Annotated in this window: 21 protein-coding genes; 10 read left to right on the top strand and 11 right to left on the bottom strand. The window is 68.3% G+C overall.

Annotation, left to right across the window (positions count from 1 at the left end; translation table 11 throughout):
* Positions 1-27 precede the first annotated feature (27 nt).
* Positions 28-546: a hypothetical protein gene (locus ABIC51_RS28795; RefSeq protein ID WP_226128674.1), complete on the bottom strand. Its 519-nt coding sequence runs from the start codon at positions 544-546 to the stop codon at positions 28-30.
* Positions 547-593: 47 nt separating this feature from the next.
* Positions 594-863 (bottom strand): hypothetical protein, encoded by a 270-nt coding sequence (locus ABIC51_RS28790; protein WP_081078874.1) that lies wholly within the window; start codon positions 861-863, stop codon positions 594-596.
* On the opposite strand from ABIC51_RS28790, the gene ABIC51_RS28785 reads away from it, so the two are divergent.
* Positions 862-999, top strand: coding sequence for a hypothetical protein (locus ABIC51_RS28785; protein ID WP_162269106.1), 138 nt, complete (start codon positions 862-864; stop codon positions 997-999). The genes ABIC51_RS28790 and ABIC51_RS28785 overlap by 2 nt on opposite strands.
* Before the next feature lie 205 nt (positions 1,000-1,204).
* On the opposite strand, the gene ABIC51_RS28780 is transcribed toward ABIC51_RS28785, so the two are convergent.
* On the bottom strand, positions 1,205-1,951 hold the full coding sequence (locus ABIC51_RS28780) for a MipA/OmpV family protein (protein WP_226128672.1): 747 nt from the start codon (positions 1,949-1,951) through the stop codon (positions 1,205-1,207).
* A gap of 246 nt (positions 1,952-2,197) precedes the next feature.
* On the opposite strand from ABIC51_RS28780, the gene ABIC51_RS28775 reads away from it, so the two are divergent.
* Entirely contained in the window at positions 2,198-2,923 is a 726-nt protein-coding gene (locus ABIC51_RS28775; protein ID WP_027787824.1) for a response regulator, read from the top strand.
* Positions 2,924-4,300: an ATP-binding protein gene (locus ABIC51_RS28770; protein WP_175897738.1), complete on the top strand. Its 1,377-nt coding sequence runs from the start codon at positions 2,924-2,926 to the stop codon at positions 4,298-4,300.
* A 54-nt stretch (positions 4,301-4,354) separates the two neighbouring features.
* Here the strand turns inward: ABIC51_RS28770 and ABIC51_RS28765 are convergent, their stop codons facing one another.
* From ABIC51_RS28765 to ABIC51_RS28750, 4 genes are read right to left on the bottom strand one after another with little or no spacing between them, the layout of a single operon-like run.
* Positions 4,355-5,395: a FecCD family ABC transporter permease gene (locus ABIC51_RS28765; RefSeq protein WP_175897739.1), complete on the bottom strand. Its 1,041-nt coding sequence runs from the start codon at positions 5,393-5,395 to the stop codon at positions 4,355-4,357.
* Entirely contained in the window at positions 5,392-6,408 is a 1,017-nt protein-coding gene (locus ABIC51_RS28760; protein WP_175897740.1) for an ABC transporter substrate-binding protein, read from the bottom strand. Before ABIC51_RS28760 ends, ABIC51_RS28765 begins: the two co-directional genes overlap by 4 nt.
* A complete protein-coding gene (locus ABIC51_RS28755) occupies positions 6,405-7,181 on the bottom strand; it encodes an ABC transporter ATP-binding protein (protein ID WP_457766337.1) in 777 nt (258 codons plus the stop codon). Before ABIC51_RS28755 ends, ABIC51_RS28760 begins: the two co-directional genes overlap by 4 nt.
* Before the next feature lie 20 nt (positions 7,182-7,201).
* A complete protein-coding gene (locus ABIC51_RS28750; RefSeq protein WP_175897936.1) occupies positions 7,202-9,286 on the bottom strand; it encodes a TonB-dependent receptor in 2,085 nt (694 codons plus the stop codon).
* Positions 9,287-9,664: 378 nt separating this feature from the next.
* On the opposite strand from ABIC51_RS28750, the gene ABIC51_RS28745 reads away from it, so the two are divergent.
* Positions 9,665-9,964, top strand: a complete 300-nt coding sequence (locus ABIC51_RS28745; protein WP_175897742.1) for a hypothetical protein — start codon at positions 9,665-9,667, stop codon at positions 9,962-9,964.
* A 34-nt stretch (positions 9,965-9,998) separates the two neighbouring features.
* Here the strand turns inward: ABIC51_RS28745 and ABIC51_RS28740 are convergent, their stop codons facing one another.
* The gene (locus ABIC51_RS28740) at positions 9,999-10,907 is read right to left on the bottom strand and encodes a SphA family protein (protein WP_175897743.1); all 909 of its coding nucleotides are present in this window, start codon (positions 10,905-10,907) and stop codon (positions 9,999-10,001) included.
* A gap of 162 nt (positions 10,908-11,069) precedes the next feature.
* Positions 11,070-11,993 (bottom strand): LysR family transcriptional regulator, encoded by a 924-nt coding sequence (locus ABIC51_RS28735; RefSeq protein WP_175897744.1) that lies wholly within the window; start codon positions 11,991-11,993, stop codon positions 11,070-11,072.
* 117 nt (positions 11,994-12,110) lie between these two features.
* Here ABIC51_RS28735 and ABIC51_RS28730 point away from each other — a divergent pair, with 117 nt between their 5' ends.
* Genes ABIC51_RS28730 through ABIC51_RS28710 form a run of 5 tightly spaced genes read left to right on the top strand, consistent with a single transcriptional unit; the run spans position 12,111 to position 17,165 of the window.
* Entirely contained in the window at positions 12,111-12,992 is an 882-nt protein-coding gene (locus ABIC51_RS28730) for an intradiol ring-cleavage dioxygenase (protein ID WP_175862808.1), read from the top strand.
* Positions 12,989-13,291, top strand: coding sequence for a Dabb family protein (locus ABIC51_RS28725; protein WP_027787834.1), 303 nt, complete (start codon positions 12,989-12,991; stop codon positions 13,289-13,291). The genes ABIC51_RS28730 and ABIC51_RS28725 overlap by 4 nt, the downstream gene beginning before the upstream one ends.
* 7 nt (positions 13,292-13,298) lie before the next feature.
* Complete coding sequence (locus tag ABIC51_RS28720) at positions 13,299-14,366, top strand: maleylacetate reductase (protein ID WP_060086611.1); 1,068 nt, start codon at positions 13,299-13,301, stop codon at positions 14,364-14,366.
* Between the two features lie 50 nt (positions 14,367-14,416).
* Positions 14,417-16,075 (top strand): bifunctional 3-(3-hydroxy-phenyl)propionate/3-hydroxycinnamic acid hydroxylase MhpA, encoded by a 1,659-nt coding sequence (mhpA, locus tag ABIC51_RS28715; RefSeq protein ID WP_175897745.1) that lies wholly within the window; start codon positions 14,417-14,419, stop codon positions 16,073-16,075.
* Positions 16,076-16,088: 13 nt separating this feature from the next.
* Positions 16,089-17,165 carry an alpha/beta hydrolase family protein gene (locus ABIC51_RS28710; protein ID WP_226128668.1) on the top strand — a complete coding sequence of 359 codons (1,077 nt, stop codon included), beginning with the start codon at positions 16,089-16,091 and terminating at the stop codon, positions 17,163-17,165.
* A gap of 183 nt (positions 17,166-17,348) precedes the next feature.
* On the opposite strand, the gene ABIC51_RS28705 is transcribed toward ABIC51_RS28710, so the two are convergent.
* Both ABIC51_RS28705 and ABIC51_RS28700 read right to left on the bottom strand, forming a co-directional pair.
* Positions 17,349-17,789: a nuclear transport factor 2 family protein gene (locus ABIC51_RS28705; RefSeq protein WP_060193757.1), complete on the bottom strand. Its 441-nt coding sequence runs from the start codon at positions 17,787-17,789 to the stop codon at positions 17,349-17,351.
* Positions 17,790-17,833: 44 nt separating this feature from the next.
* The gene (locus tag ABIC51_RS28700) at positions 17,834-19,858 is read right to left on the bottom strand and encodes an oxidoreductase (protein WP_175897747.1); all 2,025 of its coding nucleotides are present in this window, start codon (positions 19,856-19,858) and stop codon (positions 17,834-17,836) included.
* Between the two features lie 150 nt (positions 19,859-20,008).
* Here ABIC51_RS28700 and ABIC51_RS28695 point away from each other — a divergent pair, with 150 nt between their 5' ends.
* Positions 20,009-20,545: a PadR family transcriptional regulator gene (locus ABIC51_RS28695; protein ID WP_175897748.1), complete on the top strand. Its 537-nt coding sequence runs from the start codon at positions 20,009-20,011 to the stop codon at positions 20,543-20,545.
* The last annotated feature ends 66 nt before the right edge of the window (positions 20,546-20,611 follow it).

Here is a 20,611-nt window from a genome sequence, read left to right as displayed (position 1 = left end):
TCCGGGATCGCCCGCGTAGCACGGCGATCATTTCTCCACGGTCGGCGGCAGTTCGGGCGCGTTCATGTCGTCCACCCATTGCAGTTCGGCCGTGCCGTTCTTCCTGAAATACACGCGCAGATAGCGCGACGTCGACGATTCCGGCTGCGGAATCGTCACGTCGATCGCCTTGTGTTCCGCCTGGGCGCCACGCCGGATCTCGGCCAGCGGTTGCGCGAACACCCATGTGAGCTTCGCCGTTTTCCCCGGCGTGACCCGGCAGCCGCACGCAAACCCGCCGCCGCCGCCGAAGGCCTCGCCCGCCTCGCGTGCCGAAGGATTGCCGAAGCATCCCGACTTGTGCTCGTTGTCGAGCCAGAACTCGTGAAGCTTTCGCGTGTACTCGTTATAGCCGGTGATGCATACGGTGCGCGGCCCGGATGCAGTGCCATCATGTCGTCCGCATCCGGCCAGCACACCCAGCGCCGCCAGTGTCAGCGCGCGGGCCCCTGCCCGGGCCATCATCGACAGCCTCGCAGACGCGGCGATCCCGGGCACGGCACGCATGCCGACGACCCACGCTCGCGCACCCCTATCGTCACCGGCAAGCCCCCTCACCCGCGCCGCACCCAGATCACCTTGCCGTCGCGAATGCCGAGGTCGCGTCGCTCCTGGCGATAGTCCATCGTGCCCGGCAGCGATTTGCCGTCGCGCTCGAGCACGCGCCACAGACAGCCGTCGAGCAGCGCGGCCGCATCGGCCTCGGTTTTTCCGACCAGCGCGTCGTCCGGCGCGGCGTCCGCCTTGCACGCGCTCGCGGCGCCCGACGGCGCGGGGTTCATCACCGCGCCGCCGGCGGTGGCGTTGGGGTGCTTCGTGTTCATGTCCGCACATCCTGCAAAGGTTGCGCTCGCAACGAGTGCAACGAGTATCGCGATCGTGTTCTTCATCGGTTTCTCCCTGTCGCGCCCCGGTGTGCCGTATGCGGCCTTCGTGCACGGCCCGGCGTCGCATGAATGATCGGTGGCGCGCGCCGCCGACCGTTCCTCGACGAAGGCCGGCCGGCGCATGTCGGCGGTGACGCGATACGGTCCGGCCGTGGCGGCGAACCGGGTCGCAAGTCCGGCACGGCGCCGGACCCGCCTGCATGTTACCGCACGCGATTCGCCGCGACGGCTGCAACACCGACGCCGACGCGTACGGCATGCGCGCGCCGGCAACTCACTCAGAACTTGTAGGTCACGCCCGCGATGCCGTAATAGTTGCTGCGCGACTGGACGATCGGACTGTCGCCGTAGCGACCAAGCAAGCGCGTCACGCCCCCCGTCGCGAGCACCGACCAGTGCTGCGACAGCGTCCAGTTCCACGCGATCGCCATCGACGCGCTGTCGATCCCGCCGCTCGTCGAATACGGCCGGAACCGGCTCGTCATCGACTGTGCATCGGTCACGCCGTAGAACGTCTGCGTGTAGCGCCCCGAGCCCCCGTGCACGGTTCCCGTCACGATGATCTCGTGCTGCGAGGTCTTGAACACGGGCACCGCGAGATCCATGTGCCCCGACACACCTCGCGACGTATGCGTCACCGGTGTGTCGATCGTGACGCTCAGCTCCGCCGCGTTGAAGAGCGTCACGCCCGCGCGCACGCCCACCAGCACCGAGCCCGGAATCCGGCCCATGCCCTTCAGGTAGTCGGAGCCCGGCATGTCGAAGCGGTTCTCGTCCGCACGGCCCGCGTCGTAGCTCACGGCCGCCGACAGGAACACACCGTGCGGCAGGTCGAGCCGGTAGCCGGCGCCCTCGGTGCTGTCGATGAAGAAGCCGTTACCGAACTTCGCGGAAAGCCCCGGCGCAACGACGCCGCGGTACTGGTTGCTGCCCGGGTAGCGCGGTGCGAAACCGCCGCCAAGCGACAGCGAATACTGGTTTTCCGCGTGGGCGGCGGCGGCGAGGGTCAGGCCGGCGAGCGGCATGCAATAGCGGTAGCGGCGAAGTATTGGGCGCACAATATTGAGATAGAAGTGACGGAGCCCGCAGTCTAGGTGCCGCCCCGCGCCGAGACTGTCCTGAATCTTCGGAGAATCTGTGCTCAATTGTGTTTGATTGTTCGAGATTGTCGTACCGCTCCCCCGGCGTTCGGTGCGCCGGATAGAATCTGCGGGCCGCGCCGCACCCCGGCTTGCCACGGCGTGAGATGGCGCGCGCATCCTGAGGAGACCATGAACGAAGATCCGCTCAAATACCGCGTGCTGCTGATCGAGGACGACGACCGCCTCGCGCAGCTCGTTCGCGAATACCTCGACAGCTATGAATTCGCGGTGACGGTCGTCCGGCGCGGCGACCTCGCCGTCGCGGCGGTGCGCGAGCACCAGCCGGCCCTCGTGATACTCGACCTGATGCTGCCGAACCTCGACGGGATGGAAGTCTGCCGGCGCATCCGCGCGTTCACCAACGTCCCCGTGCTGATCCTGACCGCGCGCCTGGACGTCTACGACCAGGTCGCGGGCCTCGAGACGGGCGCCGACGACTACGTGACGAAGCCGATCGAGCCGCGCGTGCTGGTCGCGCGCGCCCGCGCGCTGCTGCGCCGTGCGCAGCCGGCCGCCGCCGACACGCCCGTGGCCGCCCCCGAAGCGCTCGTGTTCGGCGAGCTGGCGATCTCGCCGCCGAACCGCACCGTGACCTGGCGCGGCGAGCCGGTCGACCTCAAGACTGCCGAGTTCAACCTGCTGCTGATTCTCGCGCGCGCGGCCGGCACCGTGCTGAGCCGCGACGACATCCTGAAGCAGCTGCGCGGGATCGAGTTCGACGGACTCGACCGCTCGGTCGATTCCGGCATCTCGAAGCTGCGCCGCCGCTTCGAGGATGCGTCGTCGGAGCCGCACAAGATCAAGACGATCTGGGGCCGCGGCTACCTGTTCAGCCCTTCCGCGTGGGACGAATAAATGCTGCGCCCGTTGATCAGGCTGTACCTCGTCGTGATCCTGTTCGTCGCCGCGTCGATCATCTTCGTCCAGCTGTCGTTCGACCGGATCTTCTACGATCGCACCGCGCAGGCGGAGCGGGAGTCGTTGACGACCTACGCGTTCGTGCTCAACGATTACCTCGAACGCCACCCGGGCGAGCAGCGCAAGTTCGCGCTGCGCGAGCTCGCGAAACACGGCAACGAAAGGTTCGACTTCATGCCGATGGCCACCGCCCGCGCGCAATTGAGCGGCGAGCCGCTGCGCGATCTCGACGCCGGCCGAATCTCGATCAGCTACGACCACAAGGATTACTACATGCCGCTTGCAGATGGTTCGGTACTGCATGCGCGGCCGATCGAAGCATTCAGCCTCGACATCAAGATCTATGCATACATGCTGCTCGCGCTCAGCGCACTGCTCGCGGTGGTGCTGTGGGTTCACTATCACTGGCGCGACCTGCGCAAGCTGCAGGACGCCGCACGCGCATTCGGCGCCGGCACGCTGTCGACGCGCGTGAAGCTGTCGGGCAAGTCGAACATCGACGAACTGTCGCAACAGTTCAACGACATGGCCGAGCGCATCGAGGCATCGATCAAGCAGCAGCGCGAAATGATGCACGGCATCTCGCACGAACTGAAGACGCCGCTCGCGCGGCTCGAGTTCGGGCTCGCGCTGCTCGCCGAGCCGGATGAAACGGGCCGGATGCGCGAACGCCGCGACGCGCTGCGCCGCGACGTGCGCGAACTCGACGAGCTCGTCACCGAGCTGCTGACGATCGGCCGGCTCGAACAGGGCGCGAGCCAGCTCGCGCCGATGGAAGTCGTCGTCGACGCGTTGATCGACAGCGTCGCCGGCAACGTCTCGAACGATGTCGCCGATCGCGGCATCTCGCTCGACGTATCGACGCTCGGTGCTCCCGCGACCCACGTGTGCGACCCGAAGCTGGTTGCCCGCGCGTTGCTGAACCTGATCCGCAACGGCGCGCGCTATGCATCGCGCACCGTGCTGCTCGCCGCCGCCAGCGACGCGTCCGGCGCGCTCGTGCTGAGCGTCGACGACGACGGCCCCGGCATTCCGGCCGCCGAACGCGCCCGCGTGTTCGAACCGTTCCAGCGGCTCGACTCCAGCCGCGACCGGCAAACCGGCGGCTTCGGGCTCGGGCTCGCGATCGTGAGGCGCGTCGCGCAGGTGCACGGCGGCGACGTGCGGCTCGAGGATTCACCGCTCGGCGGCGCACGCTTCGTGATCACGCTGCCCGTGCGAACGCTGCCGGACAACCTGTTCGACGTGCCGGATACCCTCGCGCGGGGCGACGCATTCGGCCGCGGCACAAGGATGGCCATCCCGCGGCAATGACGCGCGCCGCAAGCGCCCTCGCCTGAGCGCCCGCCGCCGGTGCACACGCGTTGCTCAGCGGCGGCGCAACAGCGCGACGAAGAACAGGCTGCCGAACATCGAGGTCACGATCCCGATCGGCAGATCCTCCGGCGCCGCGAGCGTGCGGGCGGCCACATCGGCCCACACGAGCAGGATCGCGCCGGTCAGCGCGGCAACCGGCAGCAGCCTGCCGTGCTCGGCACCGACGACGCGACGGCACAGATGCGGCGTCACCAGCCCGACGAAGCCGATCGCCCCGCTCACCGCCACCATCGCACCGGTCGCGAACGACGCGACGACGAACACCTCGCGCCGCATCCGCGCGCTCGGCACCCCGAGCGCGGCCGCGGCCACGTCGCCCGACATCAGCGCATTCAGTTCGCGCCGGCGCGCGTACAGCGCGCCGCCGGCAAGCACCGCGCATGCGGCCGGCACCGGCAGCAGATCCCAGCGCGCGAGCCCGACGCCGCCGAGCATCCAGAACAGCACCGACGACGCGGCGCGCTGATCGCCGAGATACAGCAGCAGGTTGCCGAACGCGGCCATCATGAACGACACCGATACGCCCGCGAGCAGCAGCCGGTCCGATTCGAGCCGGCCGCGCCGGTAAGCGAGCGCGATGACGCAGGCAGTCGCCGCAAGCGCGCCCGCGAAGGCGGCAGCCGACAGCGTGAACGGGCCGAGTGCCGCGCCGGCCAGCACGGTGACCGCGACGGCGCCGAGCATCGCGCCCGCGCTCACGCCGAGCAGGTGCGGATCGGCCAGGCGGTTCGCGGTCGCCGCCTGCAACGCGACGCCCACCGCTGCCAGCGTCGCGCCGACGATCGCGGCGAGCAACGCGCGCGGCATCCGGATCAGCCAGACGATGCTGTCGTCGCCCGCCCCCGCCGCGAACGCGCCGGCCTCGCCGAACGCCGGCACGATGTGCGCGGCGACGATCCGCACCGCCGCCGGCATCGCGATCGGCGCCGGACCGAACGCGGCCGATACGACGATCGACACGACCAGCAGCAGCGCCAGCGCCGGAAGCACCGTGCGCATGCCGGGCCGCGACGCACGCACGTGCCCGCTCATCGCGCCGGCCCGGCGAACGCGGCCGGATACAGCGCGCGCGCCAGCGTCTCGACGGCCGCGACGTTCTCGGGGCCCGGCGTCGCCGCATCGTAGGGAATCACGATGAAGCGCCGGTCGCGAATGGCGGCCACGCGCGCGAGCGACGGCTGGCTCAGCAGGAACTGCTGCTTCTGCGCGGCCGTCACGGCCGAATAGTCGACGATCACGATCACCTGCGGATCGCGCGCGACCACGCTTTCCCAGCTCACCTGCGTCCAGCTGCGCGGCAGGTCGGCCATCACGTTGCGCGCCCCGGCCGCCGTCAGCAGCGCGTTCGGCATCGCGAGCGCGCCGGCCGTCATCGGCTTGTCGGTGCCGCTGTCGTAGACGAACACGCGCAGCGGCGCCGGACGCCCGATCGCGCGCGACACCGCCGCGAGACGCGCGCGCATCGCGGCCACGACCTGCGCGGCGCGCGCGTCGACACCGAAGATCCGGCCGAGATTGTTCAGGTCGCGGAACACGTCGTCGAACGACGCGGCCGTCTGCTTCATCACGTGCGAGCACGATTCGGTCAGCTCGTAAGTCCGGATGCCGAACGGCGCGAGGGTCGCCGGCGTCACCGCGCCGCCGACATGCATCCCGTAGTTCCAGCCCGCGAGATAGAAGTCGGCACGCGCGGCCGCCAGCACCTCGAGCGACGGATACTGGCTCGCGAGTTCGGGCACGCCGCGCAGCGCGTCGCGCACGCGCGCGGTGCCCGTCTTCCAGCCGCCGATGCCGGTGTAGCCGACGAGCCGGTCCTTCAGGCCGAGCACGAGCATCATCTCGGTCAGGTTCACGTCGTTGCTCACCGCGCGCGTCGGCGCGCGGTCGAACGTCACGTCGCGATCGCAACTGCGCACGGTGACGGGATAGGCACCCGCATGCGCGGCCGCGCAGCCGAGCAGGGTCGCGGCAACCAGCCGGCGGAATGCGGACGACGACGCAGACTGCAACGCGGAGGGCAGGACAGGAAACGGCATGGCGGTCATTCCGGATGAAGCGGCGTGATACGCGGCCGGCCCGTGACCGGATGGCGATCGACGAGCGCGACGACGCCGAACACGTCGCGCAGCAGCGCTTCGGTCAGCACGTCGGCCGGCGCGCCCGATGCGACGACCCTGCCGTGCGCGAGCACGTGGAGCCGGTCGCAATACGCGGCCGCGAGATTGAGATCGTGAATCGTGGCGAGCGTCGCGATGCCGAGGCGCCGCACGCGCGCGAGCAGTTCGAGCTGATGACGCAGGTCGAGATGGTTGGTCGGTTCGTCGAGCAGCAGCAGTTCGGGCTGCTGCGCGAGCGCACGAGCCAGTAGCGCGCGTTGCTTCTCGCCGCCCGACAGCGACGCAAAGCGTTGCGCGCGGCGCTCGACGAGGCCGACGTCGTGCAGTGCGGATTCAACGATCCGGCGATCGTCCGCCGTCTCCGCGTCGAACGGCCGCTTGTGCGGCGTGCGCCCCATGCCGACCAGTTCGTCGACCGTCAGCCCGAAATCGTCGGGCGTCTCCTGCTGCAGCACCGCGATGCGCTGCGCGACCGCGCGCGGCCGTATGCGCCACACGTCCTGCGCGTCGAGCGCGACACGGCCCGCATCGGGCCGCGCGTAACGGAACACGCAGCGCAGCAGGCTCGTCTTGCCGCTGCCGTTCGGGCCGACCAGCCCGACGAACTCGCCGTCGGCCACGCTCAGCGTCACCGAATCGAGCACGGCGATCGCGCCGCCGGGAGACCAGCTCACGCGTTCGATGTCGAGCATGTGCGCCACGGGAGGCTCGCCGCGCCGCACTAGAAGCGCATCGTCGCGACGAGCTCCGCCGAGCGCGACGGGCCGAGCAGCCATTGCTCGCCGGCGTTCGACGTCGTCACCGCGTACGTGCGGTTCGCGAGATTGCGCAGGTACAGCGCGAGCTCGGTGCGCGACGTCGGCTGCCAGCGCAGCGACGCATCGAACACCGTGTACGACGGCACCTGTATGCGGTTCGCGTCGTCGCCGTACGTCGCGCCGACGTAACGCATGCCCGCATTCGCCTGCCAGCGCTCGGCAAACGCCCAGCCGAGCCACAGGTTCGCCGTCTGCTGCGGCACGTTGGCCGGCGCATTGCCGGCGCGCGACACCGTCGCGCTGCCGACCTTCTGGCTGAACTCGTCATAACGCGCGCGCAGCAGCGCGACGTTCGCGTCGACCGTCCAGCCGTGCGGCAGCCGCGCGCCGCCCGTCAACTCGATGCCGCGCGACGATTGCCGGCCGACCTGCTGGCGCAGCGCGGGATTGAACGGATCGGTGCTGAGCAGGTTGCGCTTCGTGATGTCGTACACCGCGAAGGTCCAGTAGGCGCGGCCGTCGAGCAGCGTCTGCTTGACGCCGGCCTCCCACTGTTCGCCGGTGGCGAGCCGGTAGTTCGCCTGCGACGCGGACAGCGTCAACAGCGAGCCGAGCCCTTCCGCGCCCGTCGTGTACTGCGCATACGCGCTGAGCGTCGGCGCGACTTCGAACACGAAGCCCGTGCGCCAGCCGACGTTCGCGAAGCGCTTGTCGAAGCCGGCGCCGCTCGCCGCCTGCTCGCGGCTGAACGCGATGTGGTCGTAGCGCAGGCCGCTCACCCACGCGAGCCACGGCAGCACGTCGAGCCGGTTCTCGGCGAAAACCGCCGCCTGCCGTGCCCGTGTGCTGAACTGCGGCACCGTCGGGTCGGGGCTCGTGAACACGCCGGGATCGAAACCGTGCGCGGGCACCGTCGATTCGCCACCATACGGCGAATTGTTGGTACCACTGAACGTGACCTGGCTGAATTCCGTGCCGACGACGAAGCGGTTCGCGCGGCCGAACAGCGTACCGTCGAAGCGTGCGCTCAGCCGATCGCCGATCTGCCGCTGGTGATGGCCAATGTCCAGATAGTCGCCGCGCGTGACGAGACCCGTCGCGGTGTCGAGCGCATACGATTCGGCATTGCGCCAGTGGCGGTTCGACGTCAGGTAGTAGAGCTGGTTGTCGATCGTCACGCCGGCCGTCGGCCGGTAGCGGGCCGACAGGCGCGTCCACTGGTCGTAGTAGGCAATCGTCGCATCGCCGACGTTGTAGTTGAGCTTGCGCAGCGACGGATCGAGCACGCCGTTCGGTGCCGGCACGCCATGGTAGGTCGCCGGCATCTGCCGACCGTAGTCGAAGTCGAGCGTCAGCGTGAGCTTCGGGCTCACATCGAATTTCAACGCGCCGCCGACGGCCGTCGTATGCGTATCGGCCCGCTCGGCGAGGCCGTTCGCACGTGCATCGCTCGCGTAGAAGCGGTAAGACAGCCGCGGGCCGAGCGCGCCTGTCGTATCGAACGCAAAGCGCTTCGCGCCGTCGGCGCCGACACCGGCCTGCAGCGTCGTCTCGCGCGTGCGCTGCGGCCGCTTCGGCACCACGTTGACGACGCCGCCGATCGCCCCCTCGCCATACAGCACCGACGCCGGGCCGCGCAGCACCTCGATACGCTCGACCGACCACGTGTCGAACGGGAAGGTGATCGTGCCGGCCGCCGGCATCAGCCGCACGCCGTCGAGCAGCGTCATCACCGATTCCTGCCCGCTGAAGCCGCGCACGCTCAATGCGGTGCCGCCGGTGCCGGGCGCCATCGCGCTCGCGAACCCCGCAGTGCGCGTCACCGCGTCGAGCACCGTGCGATCGCCGCGCGCCTCGATCGTGCCGGCCGTGACCGACTCGACGCTCGCCGGCGTATCGAGACTTGCCAGCCCGAGCCGCGAGCCCGTCTCGAGCGGTTGCGTCAGCGGGTCGGCCGGTGCGGATCGCGCGCTGACGTTGATCGCCGGCAGCGCATGGCGGTCGTCGGGTGCGGCCGCTTCTGAGGCAAGCGCGGCGGACGTCGCCATCGCGCACCCCACCCAGGTTGCGCAACCATACGCGGCACGCGAGCGCCATCCCCCGTCGTACCGGCGCGAGCCGGCGTGCAGCCGCGCGTCGCGCGCCCGCATGTGTTTCGTCTTCGTCACTTCGTATCGGTCTTCGTGTGGTGTCGTCGCACGTGGCTTGCCCAACAGCGTCGGACGGCCGTCGATCCAAACGTCGGATGATACGTTATATCAATTTATCCCGTCAGGGTTTTGTCAGGATTCGTGGACCAGCACGCCCGGCCTATGGCTGAACCCGTGACGGGTCGCCTCTACAGCATCACTGGATAAATCGGCCGGTACGCCGGCTCACGTGTCGCCGACACGACCGCGTCGGCCGCCGCGAAGCCAGTCCGCCCGATGCATGCCGCTTTCGACGCCGCGATGCAAACGCAATCGCAAAAGCGCACCGGCTCTCGTCGACCTGCCGCTCGCGAATATGCGACAACCGTCGCGTTGCATGACGTCCCGGTCGCACTGGGGAAACGGCTATCGGCCGATACGCTGTTCGCACTCGATCGTGGCGCCCTGGCCGATATCCTGGCCGGCGGTCGTGCCGACATCCGCCGGATCGCGGCCAGGCAGAGCGCCACGCGCCTCCGTCGGGATTACGACTTCGCACACGCAGACGACCGCTACGACCCGCCCCCGCGCCCGTGACGCGCGCCGCGACCGGCCGGCGCAACGGCGCCGCCTAGATCGGAAAACTGAACTGCACCCACAGCTTGTCGCCCTGCGGCCGGTTGCGCACCGCGAACTCGTGCTGGTATTTCACGACCACGCCCGACGCCGGCCCCCACATGTAACGCAGCTGCGGGCCGATCGCGACCGACTGCCCGCGAAAACCGTCCGACGCGACCTTGACGCCGTCCTGCGTATCGTCGGTGAACTGCTTCAGGAACGTGCCCTGCACGCCGACCTGCACGCGCCGGTCGATCGAATAGCCGACCAGGTAATCGAGCACGGCCACCGCACCCGAGTGGTACCGCGTCGCATGGTTCGGCGAATTCAGCTCCAGCAGCGTGGTCGTCGAGATCTCCCAGTCGCGGCCCGGAAACCAGGTCGTGCTGACGTACGGCAGGAACGCATACGTGTTCAACCCCGTGTTCGCGATCCGGTTCGCCGCATACGCGCCGCTCGGCACCGCGAACGACGGCGAGAAGAACGCGAAGAAGGTCTTCGATGCGTTCGCGTAGTTGATCATGAACGGCTCGAGGATCACGTCACCGAGCGACGTGCGGTTTCCCGTACCGCCCGGCGTCGACAGATGCAGGTGCACGATCGGTACGATCGCGCTGCTCGACAGCGAGAACGGCCCGAACGTCGCGCCCCAGGTATGGACCACGCGCGGCGTTTCCGCGACGACGCTCAGATGGAATCCCGACACCGCGCTGCCGCCGTCCGGTCCGGCAAACCGGTTCGATACCGAGTACAGCGCGTAGTTGAAGTACTGCGTGTTGCCGGGCAGCGGAAGCAGCCCGTTCAGCACCGTGTTGACGCCGAACGGATAGCTGACCTGCCCGTTCTCCGTGGCCGACGCCGGAACCTGCATGGCGCCAGCGATCAGGAATGCCAAGGGTACCCGTCGCAAGGTGAATTTCATGTCGTCTCCAGACCGGATTGTTATCGTGTCATCGCGTGCCGGGCATCGCAGGCCCGGGGAGACGCAATGTAAAGCGCACGACAGCGGCGAAAAAGACGACCTTCAGGAGAACAGTTCTTCGTTACACGGAGAAATGCGCGGCGGTACGGCGACGGCCCGCGATCAGCGGCCGACTTCCTTCCATTTGCGCGCGAGCCCGAGGCGTTCGAAACGCTCGATCAGGAACTCGGTGAAGACGCGGATCTTCGCCGGCTGGTGACGGCGGCTCTGGTACGCGATGTTGACGGTGAGCGCCGGCAGTTGCCAGTCGGTGAGCACCGGCACCAGCTTTCCCGCGACGATATCGTCGTGGATGATGTAGAGCGGCTGGATCAGGATGCCGAGCCCGGCAAGCGCCGCCGCGCGGATCACCTGCCCTTCGTTCGCATCGAGCACGCTCCTGATCGTGACCGACTGCTTCTTCGCGCCGCGGCGGAAATGCAGCACGTACGGATCGTTCGCGAGGTTGTAGACCAGCAACCGGTGGTCGCACAGCGCATCGGGCGTCGCCGGCGCGCCGCACTTCGCCAGATACCCGGGCGATGCGGCCAGCACGCGCCGTGTCTCGGCGAGCTTGCGCACGGTGATGCCCGAATCCGCTTCATGCTCGCGCGTACGGATCGCCACGTCGATGCCCGCCTCGATGAAATCCGGGTAGCGGTTCGCCGCGATGATCTGCACGTTCAGGTTCGGGTAGCGCCGGTGAAACTCCGGCAACGCCGGCGCGATATAGATCGACGCGAACGATACGGAAGCGGTCACGCGCAGCGTGCCGGCCGGATTGACGCTCGTTTCGTTGACCGCCGCATCGGCCTCCGACAGCTCCGTCAGGATCGCGACACAGCGCCGGTGGTATTCGTGCCCCGCGTCGGTCAGCCACAGGCGGCGCGTGGTCCGCTCGACGAGCCGCGCCCCCAGCCGCTCCTCCAGCGCATTCAGGCAGCGGCTCGCCGCCGCGCTCGACATGCCGAGCCGCTCGGCGGCCTTCGACAGGCTCCCCAGCTCGGCGACCTGCACGAAAAATTCGATCTGCGTCCACTTGTCCATGCGTTGGATTCTTCCACTTGGCGGAGAACAAAACTCCTCCAAACCATCTTTTTTACGATCCGGGGAGGAATTAATGTTACGTCAACGCGCCATCCAACGACATCAGGAGACAACCCCATGCGCAATCTCAACGAAGACACCATCACGCAGGCCGTGATCGCATCGCTCTCCGGCTGTCGCGACGAGCGGCTGCGCACGGTCATGACCAGTCTCGTCCAGCACCTGCATTCGTTTGCGCGGGAGACCCGGCTCACCGAGGCCGAATGGCAGGCCGCGATCGGCTTCCTGACCGCGGTCGGGCACATCACCGACGACAAGCGCCAGGAATTCATCCTGCTTTCCGACGTGCTCGGGCTGTCGACCCTCGTCACCGCGCAGAACCATGCGAAACCGGCCGGCTGCACGGAGGCGACCGTGTTCGGCCCGTTCTATGTCGACGGCAGCCCCGAGTTCGCGATGTTCGACGACATCGCGAACGGCGCATGCGGCGAGCCCTGTTTCGTATCCGGCCACGTGCGCGGCATCGACGGCATGCCGGTCGCGCACGCGTCGCTGGAAGTCTGGCAAGCCGACGAGGACGGGCACTACGACGTCCAGCTTCCGGCCGACGACGGTTCGGTCACGCATCGCGCGCGCGGCCGGCTACGCACCGGCGCCGACGGCCGTTACGCGTTCCGCTCGATCCTCGCCGAACCGTATCCGATTCCGCACGACGGCCCCGTCGGCGCCATGCTCGACGCGCTCGGCCGTCATCCGTGGCGCCCCGCTCACCTGCATTTCATGATCGCGGCGTGCGGTTACGAAACGCTGATCACGCACGTGTTTCGCGACGGCGATCGTTATCTCGACTCCGACGCGGTATTCGGCGTACGGTCGACGCTCGTCGCCGACTGGGTGCGGCACGCGCCCGGCATCGCGCCGGACGGTTCGCGCATGGACACGCCGTTCTACACGCTCGATTACGACTTCGTGCTCAATCCCGCCGGGCGCGGCGCATGATCCGGCACGTCGTGATGTGGAACGTCGCAGGCGAAACCGACGGCGAACGCGCGGCGGCACGCGCCAGTGTGAAGCGTGCATTCGAAAGCCTGCGCGGCCGGATTCCGGGCATGACGCACCTCGAGGTCGGCGCGGATTTCAGCGCGGCCGATTACGCGTGCGACCTGATTCTCGTCGCCGAATTCGAGTCGCGAGAAGCGCTCGACGGATACGCGACGCATCCTGAACACGCACGCGTACGCGACTCACTGGCCGGCCTGCGCATCGCGCGCCACCAGGTCGACTATGCAATGGAGTGACGACGACATGAATTTCATTTACCAGGCACGCCCCGCACGCGTGATCTTCGGCGCAGGCAGCCTCGACCATCTCGAACGCGAAGTGCTGGAACTGGGCGCGCAGCGTGCGCTCGTGCTCTGCACGCCGGAGCAGCGCGACCTCGCGCAACACATCGTCGAGCGGCTCGGCGCGCGCGCGGCCGGGTTGTACGATCGCGCGACGATGCACGTGCCGATCGAAATCGCCCGCGATGCGCAGGCGTTCGCCCGGTCGTGCGGTGCGGATTGCGCGATCGCGATCGGCGGCGGCTCCACGATCGGCCTCGGCAAGGCGATCGCGCTCGAAAGCAGCCTGCCTATCCTCGCCATCCCGACGACGTATGCGGGCAGCGAGATGACCCCGATCTACGGCCTGACGGAAGGCGGCATCAAGCGCACGGGCTCCGACGCGCGCGTCCTGCCGAAAACGGTGATCTACGATCCCGCGCTCACCGTCACGCTGCCCGTCGAGCTGTCCGTGACGAGCGGCCTCAATGCGATCGCGCACGCAGCGGAAGGCCTCTACGCGAACAACGCGAACCCGGTGATGAGCCTCGTCGCCGAAGAAGGGATTCGCGCGCTGGCGCGCGGCCTGCCCGGCGTGCGCCGCAACACCGCCGATCTCGGCGCACGCGGCGACGCGCTCTACGGCGCATGGCTGTGCGGGATGGTGCTCGGCAACGTCGGCATGGCGCTGCATCACAAGCTCTGTCATACGCTCGGCGGCAGCTTCAACCTGCCGCACGCGCCGACCCATACGGTCGTGCTGCCGCATGCGCTCGCGTACAACGCGGCGCACGCGCCGGACGCGATGCAGCGCATCGCCCGCGCGATCGGCACGAACGACGCGGCGCGCGGCCTCTACGCACTGGCGCTCGACAACGGCGCGCCCGTCTCGTTGAAGGCGATCGGCATGCAGGAAGCCGACCTCGATCGCGCGGCCGATCTCGCGGCCGCCAATCCGTACTGGAACCCTCGCCCGATCGAACGCGACGGCCTGCGCGCGCTGCTGCAGGACGCGTTCGACGGCAACCTGCCCGGCTCCACCGCGCGCTGAATCGAACACACGACAAACCAACAAACGCCACCATCATGGAGACATCCCACATGAATACCGAATCGAGCGCGCACGGCGACGGCACCGCCGAACACTGCGACGTCGCGATCGTCGGCTACGGCCCGACCGGCCTCGTCGCAGCATCGATGCTGGGCCGCGCCGGCCATCGCGTGATCGTCCTCGAACGCTGGCCGACGCCCTACGGCCTGCCGCGCCTCACGCACATCGACGGCGAAACCGCGCGCATCGTGCAGGCCAGTGCAGACGTCGATCACGCGCTGCGCAACGCGAAGGCCGTCGACACCTACCACTACTGCGACGCGAACGGCGACCTGCTGCTCGAACTGAACTGGACCGGCCGCGCATGCGGCTATCCCGCGCACATCTCGATCTACCAGCCCGACATCGAGGACGCGATCGATGCGCGCGCCAGCGCCTTCAGGAACGTGACGATCCTGCGCGGCTGGGAAGTCGACGCACTGCGGCAGGACGACGACGGCGTGACGCTGACCGCGCATCCGTCCCGCTGCGGCCAGGACGCGCAATGGGCCGACAGGCCGCGCGTCATTCGCGCGCGCTACGTGATCGGCGCCGACGGCGCGAACAGCCTCGTGCGCCGCACGCTCGGCATCGAACGCTCCGATTTCGGCTGCAACGAACGCTGGCTCAATCTCGATTCGGAAAACAAGCGCGATCTCGGTGACGGCTGCGCGCGCACGACGATCTACTGCGATCCGGCGCGCGCGTACATGCACATGCCGATCGGCACGAAGCGCACGCGTTTCGAGCTGCGCGTGCTGCCGAACGAATCGACGGCCGAATGGGAAACAGAAGAAGCCGGCTGGAAGTGGCTCAACGACCACTACGGCTACGGCCCGGACGACCTGACGCTGCTGCGGCACGTCGTCTACACGTTCGAGACGCGCATGGCCGAACGCTGGCGCGACGGCCGCGTGCTGCTCGCGGGCGATGCGGCGCACACGATGATGCCGTACATGGGACAAGGCGCGTGCTCCGGCATGCGCGACGGTATCAACCTCGCGTGGAAGCTCCACCTGGTGCTGACCGGGCGCGCGTCCGCCGACCTGCTCGACACCTATGAAGCCGAGCGCCGCCCGCACGTGACGGCGATCACGCAGATGTCGCTGTTTCTCGGGCAGGTCGTCAACGAGGACGATCCGCGCAAGGTCGCCGAGCGCGACGCGGCGTTCCGCTCCGGCAACATGCCGCCGATGCCGCCGTTCCCGAAGCTCGGCCACGGCATCGTGCACGCGCAAGCCGACGGCACGCTGCTGCCGTCGACGGGCGCACCGGCCCCGCAAGGTCGCGCACGTCGCGGCGCGGCCGAGGGCCGTTTCGACGACGTGGTCGGCCAGGGTTTCCAGCTCGTCACGCGCGAGCACCCTGCCCGCCATCTCGACGACGCGCAGCGCGCATTCCTCGCGCAGCTCGGCTGCCACGTGGCCGTGCTGGCCGACGACGTGTGCGCGCCCAATGCCGTGGTCGATCTCGACGGCGAGCAGCACGCGTTCATGCACGCGCACGGCATCGCCGCGTATATCAAGCGGCCCGATTTCATCGTGTTCGGTTCGGTAAGCGACCTGCGCGATCTCGGCGCGCTCGTCGACGCGCTGCGCGCCGCACTGCACTGGTCCGCCGTTTCGAGCGAGCCTGCCGCGGCTTCGGCAGCCGTCACCCACGCTTCGTGAAGGAGGCCGACGCATGACGACCGAACTGTCACCGTTCGCGCTGTCGCTGCAGCGCGCGATGCCCGTCACGCGCCTGCTCGATTGCGGGATGGACTACGCGGACGCAACCGCGCTGCACGCCCGCACGTCCAACGGCGAACCGTGGGACGTCGCGGCCGAAGCGCTGGCCGACACGCAGCTCGCGCGCGCCGCGCAGGCGGCGGATGCCGGCCACCTGGTCACGGCCGCCGACGCGCAGGCGATGGCCATCGCGAACCTGCTGTTCGCGCAGATGGCGTTCAACCACGACGTGCCGCGCAAGCGCGCGCTCTATGCGCGGCTCGTCGACGCGTCGCACGGCCTCGCGCGCTGGTCCGACAAGCGCATCGAACGCGTCGAAATGCCGTACGGCGATGCGCGCCTGATCGGCTGGCTGGTGCGGCCGCCGGCGGAGCGCGTACGCGGCACCGTGATCGTGTTCGGCGGCCAGAGCGGCTGGGGCTTCGCGTACTGGCCGATCGCGCGCGCACTCGCGGCACGCGGCCTCGCCACGCTGCTCGCCGAGGGGCCGGGCCAGGGCGAGACGCGGCTCGAACAGCGGATCTTCGTCGACGTCGACATGAGCGCCGCCTATCGGCGCTTCGTCGATCACGTCGCCGATCGTGTGCCCGGGCCGATCGGTATCTGGGGGAACAGCATCGGCGGGTTGTGGGCGGCGTCGACTGCCGCGAGTGACCGACGGATCGCGGCCTGTTGCGTGAACGGCGCGCTCGCGGCGCCGACGCTGCTGCCGTTCCGCACGTTCGTCGAGCAGGCCGCGGCGATGCTCGGCAACGACGATCCCGATGCCGTGGCGGCGAACTTCGCGCGGATGCGTTTCTCGTCCGAACGCGACCGTATCGCGTGTCCGCTGCTGGTGCTGCACGGCGGTGAAGATCCGCTGATCCGGATCGACGATCAACAGCCGTTTCTCGATGCCGCGACGTCCGGCGATGCGACGCTCAAGGTCTGGCCGGACGGCGAGCACACGATCTACAACCACGCGTCCGAGCGCACCGCGCTCGTCTGCGACTGGTTCGCCGAGCGGCTCGCGCGAGCGGCAGCCGTGTGAACACGCATGCGGTGCCGGCCGTGCCGACGGTCGACACCGCGCGTGGCATCCGGCATGACGACGTCGCACCGCCGCCTGCCGCGACGCCGTCGATTTCCACGTGCGTGAAGCCGTACTTCGCCATCCGCTCACGACGGCCGGCCGAACCGGGACACGCGCGCAGTTGCGCGGTCATCGTCCGCTTCAACCCCCAACCTTGAACGCCGGCAACTGCTGCCCGAGCCGCGCACCCATTTCCGTACCGAGCGCCTGCAGCGCATTGAACGGCCGGACCATCACTTCGAATTCCACGATCCGCCCTTCTTCGTCGAAGCGGATCATGTCGATCCCCTTCAGCGCCTTGTCGCCGACGCTCGCGCTGAATTCCAGCACCACGCTCAGGCCGTCGTCGGTGACGAACTGGCGGTAATAGACGAAATTCTCGAGGATCGTGATCACCGTGCGCAGCGCCATCAACAGCGCGGGCGCCGGCCCGTACGGCTTGAACGCCATCGGCGAACGGAACACCGCATCCGGGTGAACGATCGATTCGAGCGCACTGAAATCCTTGTTGTCGATCATCGCGTGCCACACGTCGAGCGATTTCGCGACAGCGGGATGAACTTGCAGCGGTGAGTGTGTCATCGGAAGTCTCCTGACTCATCGGACGGAAAAGAAACGAATCGGCGTCAAAGCGTCGCGGCCAGCGTTGTGCCCTGGTGAATCGCGCGCTTCGCATCGAGTTCGGCGGCCTCGTATGCGCCGCCGATCAGATGCACGCGGCATCCGGCGGCCTGCAGTTGCTCCGCCAGTTCGCGCGACGGCTCCTGCCCCGCGCAGATCACCACGTTGTCCACCGGCAGCGTCTGTTCGACGCCGTCGATCGTCACGTGCAATCCTTCATCGTCGATGCGACGGTACGTCACCGCCGACGACATGCCGACGCCGCGCGCCTTCAGCGCCGTGCGGTGGATCCACCCGGTGGTCTTGCCGAGCCCGTCGCCGATCTTCGATGCCTTGCGCTGCAGCAGATGCACCTGCCGCGCGGCCGGCTCGGGTTGCGCACGGCCCAGCCCGCCGGCACTCGCATACGATCGATCGACGCCCCATTCGTTGAAGAACCGGTCCGCGTCCACCTGTTCGCCGCCATCGCGATGAACCAGATATTCCGCGACGTCGAAACCGATGCTGCCGGCGCCGACGATCGCGACGCTGCGGCCCACGGCCTTGTCGTCGCGCAGCACGTCGAGATAACCGAGCGTCTTCGGATGCCCGACGCCGTCGATCGGCGGCGTGCGCGGCACGATGCCCGTCGCGATCACCACCTCGTCGAATTCGCCCTGCAGCAGCATCTCAGCGCTCGCGCGCGTATTGACATGCAGCGTGATGCCGCGCAACTCGATCTGCCGGCGGAAGTAACGAAGCGTCTCGTTGAACTCTTCCTTGCCGGGCACCTTCTTCGCGATGTTGAACTGGCCGCCGATCTCGGCCCCCGCTTCGTACAGCGTCACCGCGTGACCGCGCTCGGCCGCCGTGACCGCGAAACCGAGGCCCGCCGGACCGGCGCCGACCACCGCGATGCGCTTGCGCTGCCGTGCGGGGCGGATCACGAGCTCGGTTTCGTGGCAGGCGCGCGGATTCACGAGGCAGGACGTGATCCTGCCGCTGAACGTATGGTCGAGGCACGCCTGGTTGCAGCCGATGCACGTGTTGATTTCGTCCGCGCGCCCTTCCCGCGCCTTGCGCACGAATTCGGCGTCGGCGAGGAATGGCCGCGCCATCGACACCATGTCGCAATAGCCGTCGGCGAGCAGCTGTTCGGCGACTTCCGGCGTGTTGATCCGGTTGGTCGCCACGAGCGGGATGCCGACCTTGCCCATCAATTGCCGCGTGACCCATGCGTACGCGGCGCGCGGCACCTTGGTCGCGATGGTCGGAATGCGCGCCTCGTGCCAGCCGATGCCGGTATTGAGGATCGTCGCACCGGCCGCCTCGATCGCCTGCGCGAGCCGGATCACCTCGTCGAGCGTCGAGCCGCCTTCGACGAGATCGAGCATCGACAGCCGGTAGATGACGATGAAGTTCGTGCCCACCCGCTCGCGCACGCGCCGCACGATCTCGACCGCGAAACGGATGCGATTCTCGTAGGCGCCGCCCCACGCGTCGTCGCGATGGTTCGTGCGCGCGGCAATGAACTCGTTGATCAGGTAGCCCTCGGACCCCATGATCTCGACACCGTCGTAGCCCGCATGCTGCGCAAGCGCCGCGCATCGGACGAAATCGGCGATCGTCTCGTCGACTTCGTCGCCACTCAGCGCATGCGGCGTGAACCGGTTGATCGGCGCTTTCAGCGCACTGGGTGCGGCGAGCGCCGGGTGATATGCGTAGCGCCCGAAGTGGAGGATCTGCAGCGCGATCCTGCCGCCCTCCGCATGCACCGCGCGCGTCACGACGCGATGGCGTTCGGCTTCCGCTTCGGTCGTAAGCATCGCGCCGCCCGGCGCCGGACGGCCGCGTTCGTTCGGCGCGAAGCCACCCGTGACGATCAGGCCGGCCTCGCCTCGCGCGCGCTCCGCGTAGAACGCCGCCATTCGCTCGAATCCGTGCGGCGCTTCCTCGAGGCCGACGTGCATCGAACCCATCAGGACGCGGTTCCTGAGCGACGTGAAGCCCAGTTCGAGCGGGGTCGTCAGATGCGGATAGCGGGATGCCATCGAGTGTCTCCATTTTTATGCAACAAGTTGCACAGATGGTAGTTCACCGCGTTCGTTTACGCAACAAGTTGCATAAACGTGGCCCATGGCTTGTACTGTGGCCCCGATATGGCAAGATGCGGTTCATTCCGCTGCCTCCTCCGATCCGACATGTCCCTGCCTCACGCACTCCTCACCGCGCTCGCCGAACGTCCCGGTTCGGGGTCCGAGCTCGCCGACCGCTTCGATCGCTCAATCGGCTATTTCTGGCAGGCCACGCACCAGCAGATCTACCGCGAACTGGGGCGCCTCGAGGAAACGGGCTGGATCGAATCGCTGCCCGCCGAATCGGGGCGCGGCCGCAAGCGCGCGTACCGGATCCTGCCGGCCGGCAAAAAGGAACTGCGGCGCTGGATCGCCGAACCGGAAGATCCGACGCCGCTGCGCGAAGCGTTGATGGTGCGCCTGCGCGCGGAAGCGGTGCTCGGGCCGGCCGGCCTCGATGACGAAATCAGGCGGCGCATCGCGCTTCACCAGGAAAAGCTCGATCTGTATCTGCAGATCGAGGCGCGCGATTTTTCGACGCCCGATGATTCACGCACGAAGCGGCTGCAGCATCTGGTGCTGCAGGCCGGCATTGCGAACGAGCGGTTCTGGGTCGAGTTTTCGCAGCATGCGCTCGACACGCTGCGCCTGCCAAAGGACTGAACCGGGTTCGCGCGGCGGCCGCCGGCACGGCTGCACCGTTGTCGCACCGGCGCACGCGGCCGTCGC

The sequence above is a fragment of the Burkholderia sp. 572 genome (assembly GCF_040545135.1).
GTDB classification, from domain to species: domain Bacteria; phylum Pseudomonadota; class Gammaproteobacteria; order Burkholderiales; family Burkholderiaceae; genus Burkholderia; species Burkholderia cepacia.
The sequence above is the reverse complement of the archived record's forward strand: the minus strand, read 5'-3'. Positions and strand labels throughout refer to the sequence as shown.

Bases quoted from the DNA above. Each gene is read 5' to 3' on its own strand.
- ABIC51_RS28795 (WP_226128674.1), bottom strand. From the start codon at position 546: ATGCGTGCCGTGCCCGGGATCGCCGCGTCTGCGAGGCTGTCGATGATG.
- ABIC51_RS28785 (WP_162269106.1), top strand. From the start codon at position 862: ATGTCCGCACATCCTGCAAAGGTTGCGCTCGCAACGAGTGCAACGAGT.
- ABIC51_RS28790 (WP_081078874.1), bottom strand. From the start codon at position 863: ATGAACACGAAGCACCCCAACGCCACCGCCGGCGGCGCGGTGATGAAC.
- ABIC51_RS28780 (WP_226128672.1), bottom strand. From the start codon at position 1,951: ATGCCGCTCGCCGGCCTGACCCTCGCCGCCGCCGCCCACGCGGAAAAC.
- ABIC51_RS28775 (WP_027787824.1), top strand. From the start codon at position 2,198: ATGAACGAAGATCCGCTCAAATACCGCGTGCTGCTGATCGAGGACGAC.
- ABIC51_RS28770 (WP_175897738.1), top strand. From the start codon at position 2,924: ATGCTGCGCCCGTTGATCAGGCTGTACCTCGTCGTGATCCTGTTCGTC.
- ABIC51_RS28765 (WP_175897739.1), bottom strand. From the start codon at position 5,395: ATGAGCGGGCACGTGCGTGCGTCGCGGCCCGGCATGCGCACGGTGCTT.
- ABIC51_RS28760 (WP_175897740.1), bottom strand. From the start codon at position 6,408: ATGACCGCCATGCCGTTTCCTGTCCTGCCCTCCGCGTTGCAGTCTGCG.
- ABIC51_RS28750 (WP_175897936.1), bottom strand. From the start codon at position 9,286: ATGGCGACGTCCGCCGCGCTTGCCTCAGAAGCGGCCGCACCCGACGAC.
- ABIC51_RS28745 (WP_175897742.1), top strand. From the start codon at position 9,665: ATGCATGCCGCTTTCGACGCCGCGATGCAAACGCAATCGCAAAAGCGC.
- ABIC51_RS28740 (WP_175897743.1), bottom strand. From the start codon at position 10,907: ATGAAATTCACCTTGCGACGGGTACCCTTGGCATTCCTGATCGCTGGC.
- ABIC51_RS28735 (WP_175897744.1), bottom strand. From the start codon at position 11,993: ATGGACAAGTGGACGCAGATCGAATTTTTCGTGCAGGTCGCCGAGCTG.
- ABIC51_RS28730 (WP_175862808.1), top strand. From the start codon at position 12,111: ATGCGCAATCTCAACGAAGACACCATCACGCAGGCCGTGATCGCATCG.
- ABIC51_RS28725 (WP_027787834.1), top strand. From the start codon at position 12,989: ATGATCCGGCACGTCGTGATGTGGAACGTCGCAGGCGAAACCGACGGC.
- ABIC51_RS28720 (WP_060086611.1), top strand. From the start codon at position 13,299: ATGAATTTCATTTACCAGGCACGCCCCGCACGCGTGATCTTCGGCGCA.
- mhpA (WP_175897745.1), top strand. From the start codon at position 14,417: ATGAATACCGAATCGAGCGCGCACGGCGACGGCACCGCCGAACACTGC.
- ABIC51_RS28710 (WP_226128668.1), top strand. From the start codon at position 16,089: ATGACGACCGAACTGTCACCGTTCGCGCTGTCGCTGCAGCGCGCGATG.
- ABIC51_RS28705 (WP_060193757.1), bottom strand. From the start codon at position 17,789: ATGACACACTCACCGCTGCAAGTTCATCCCGCTGTCGCGAAATCGCTC.
- ABIC51_RS28700 (WP_175897747.1), bottom strand. From the start codon at position 19,858: ATGGCATCCCGCTATCCGCATCTGACGACCCCGCTCGAACTGGGCTTC.
- ABIC51_RS28695 (WP_175897748.1), top strand. From the start codon at position 20,009: ATGTCCCTGCCTCACGCACTCCTCACCGCGCTCGCCGAACGTCCCGGT.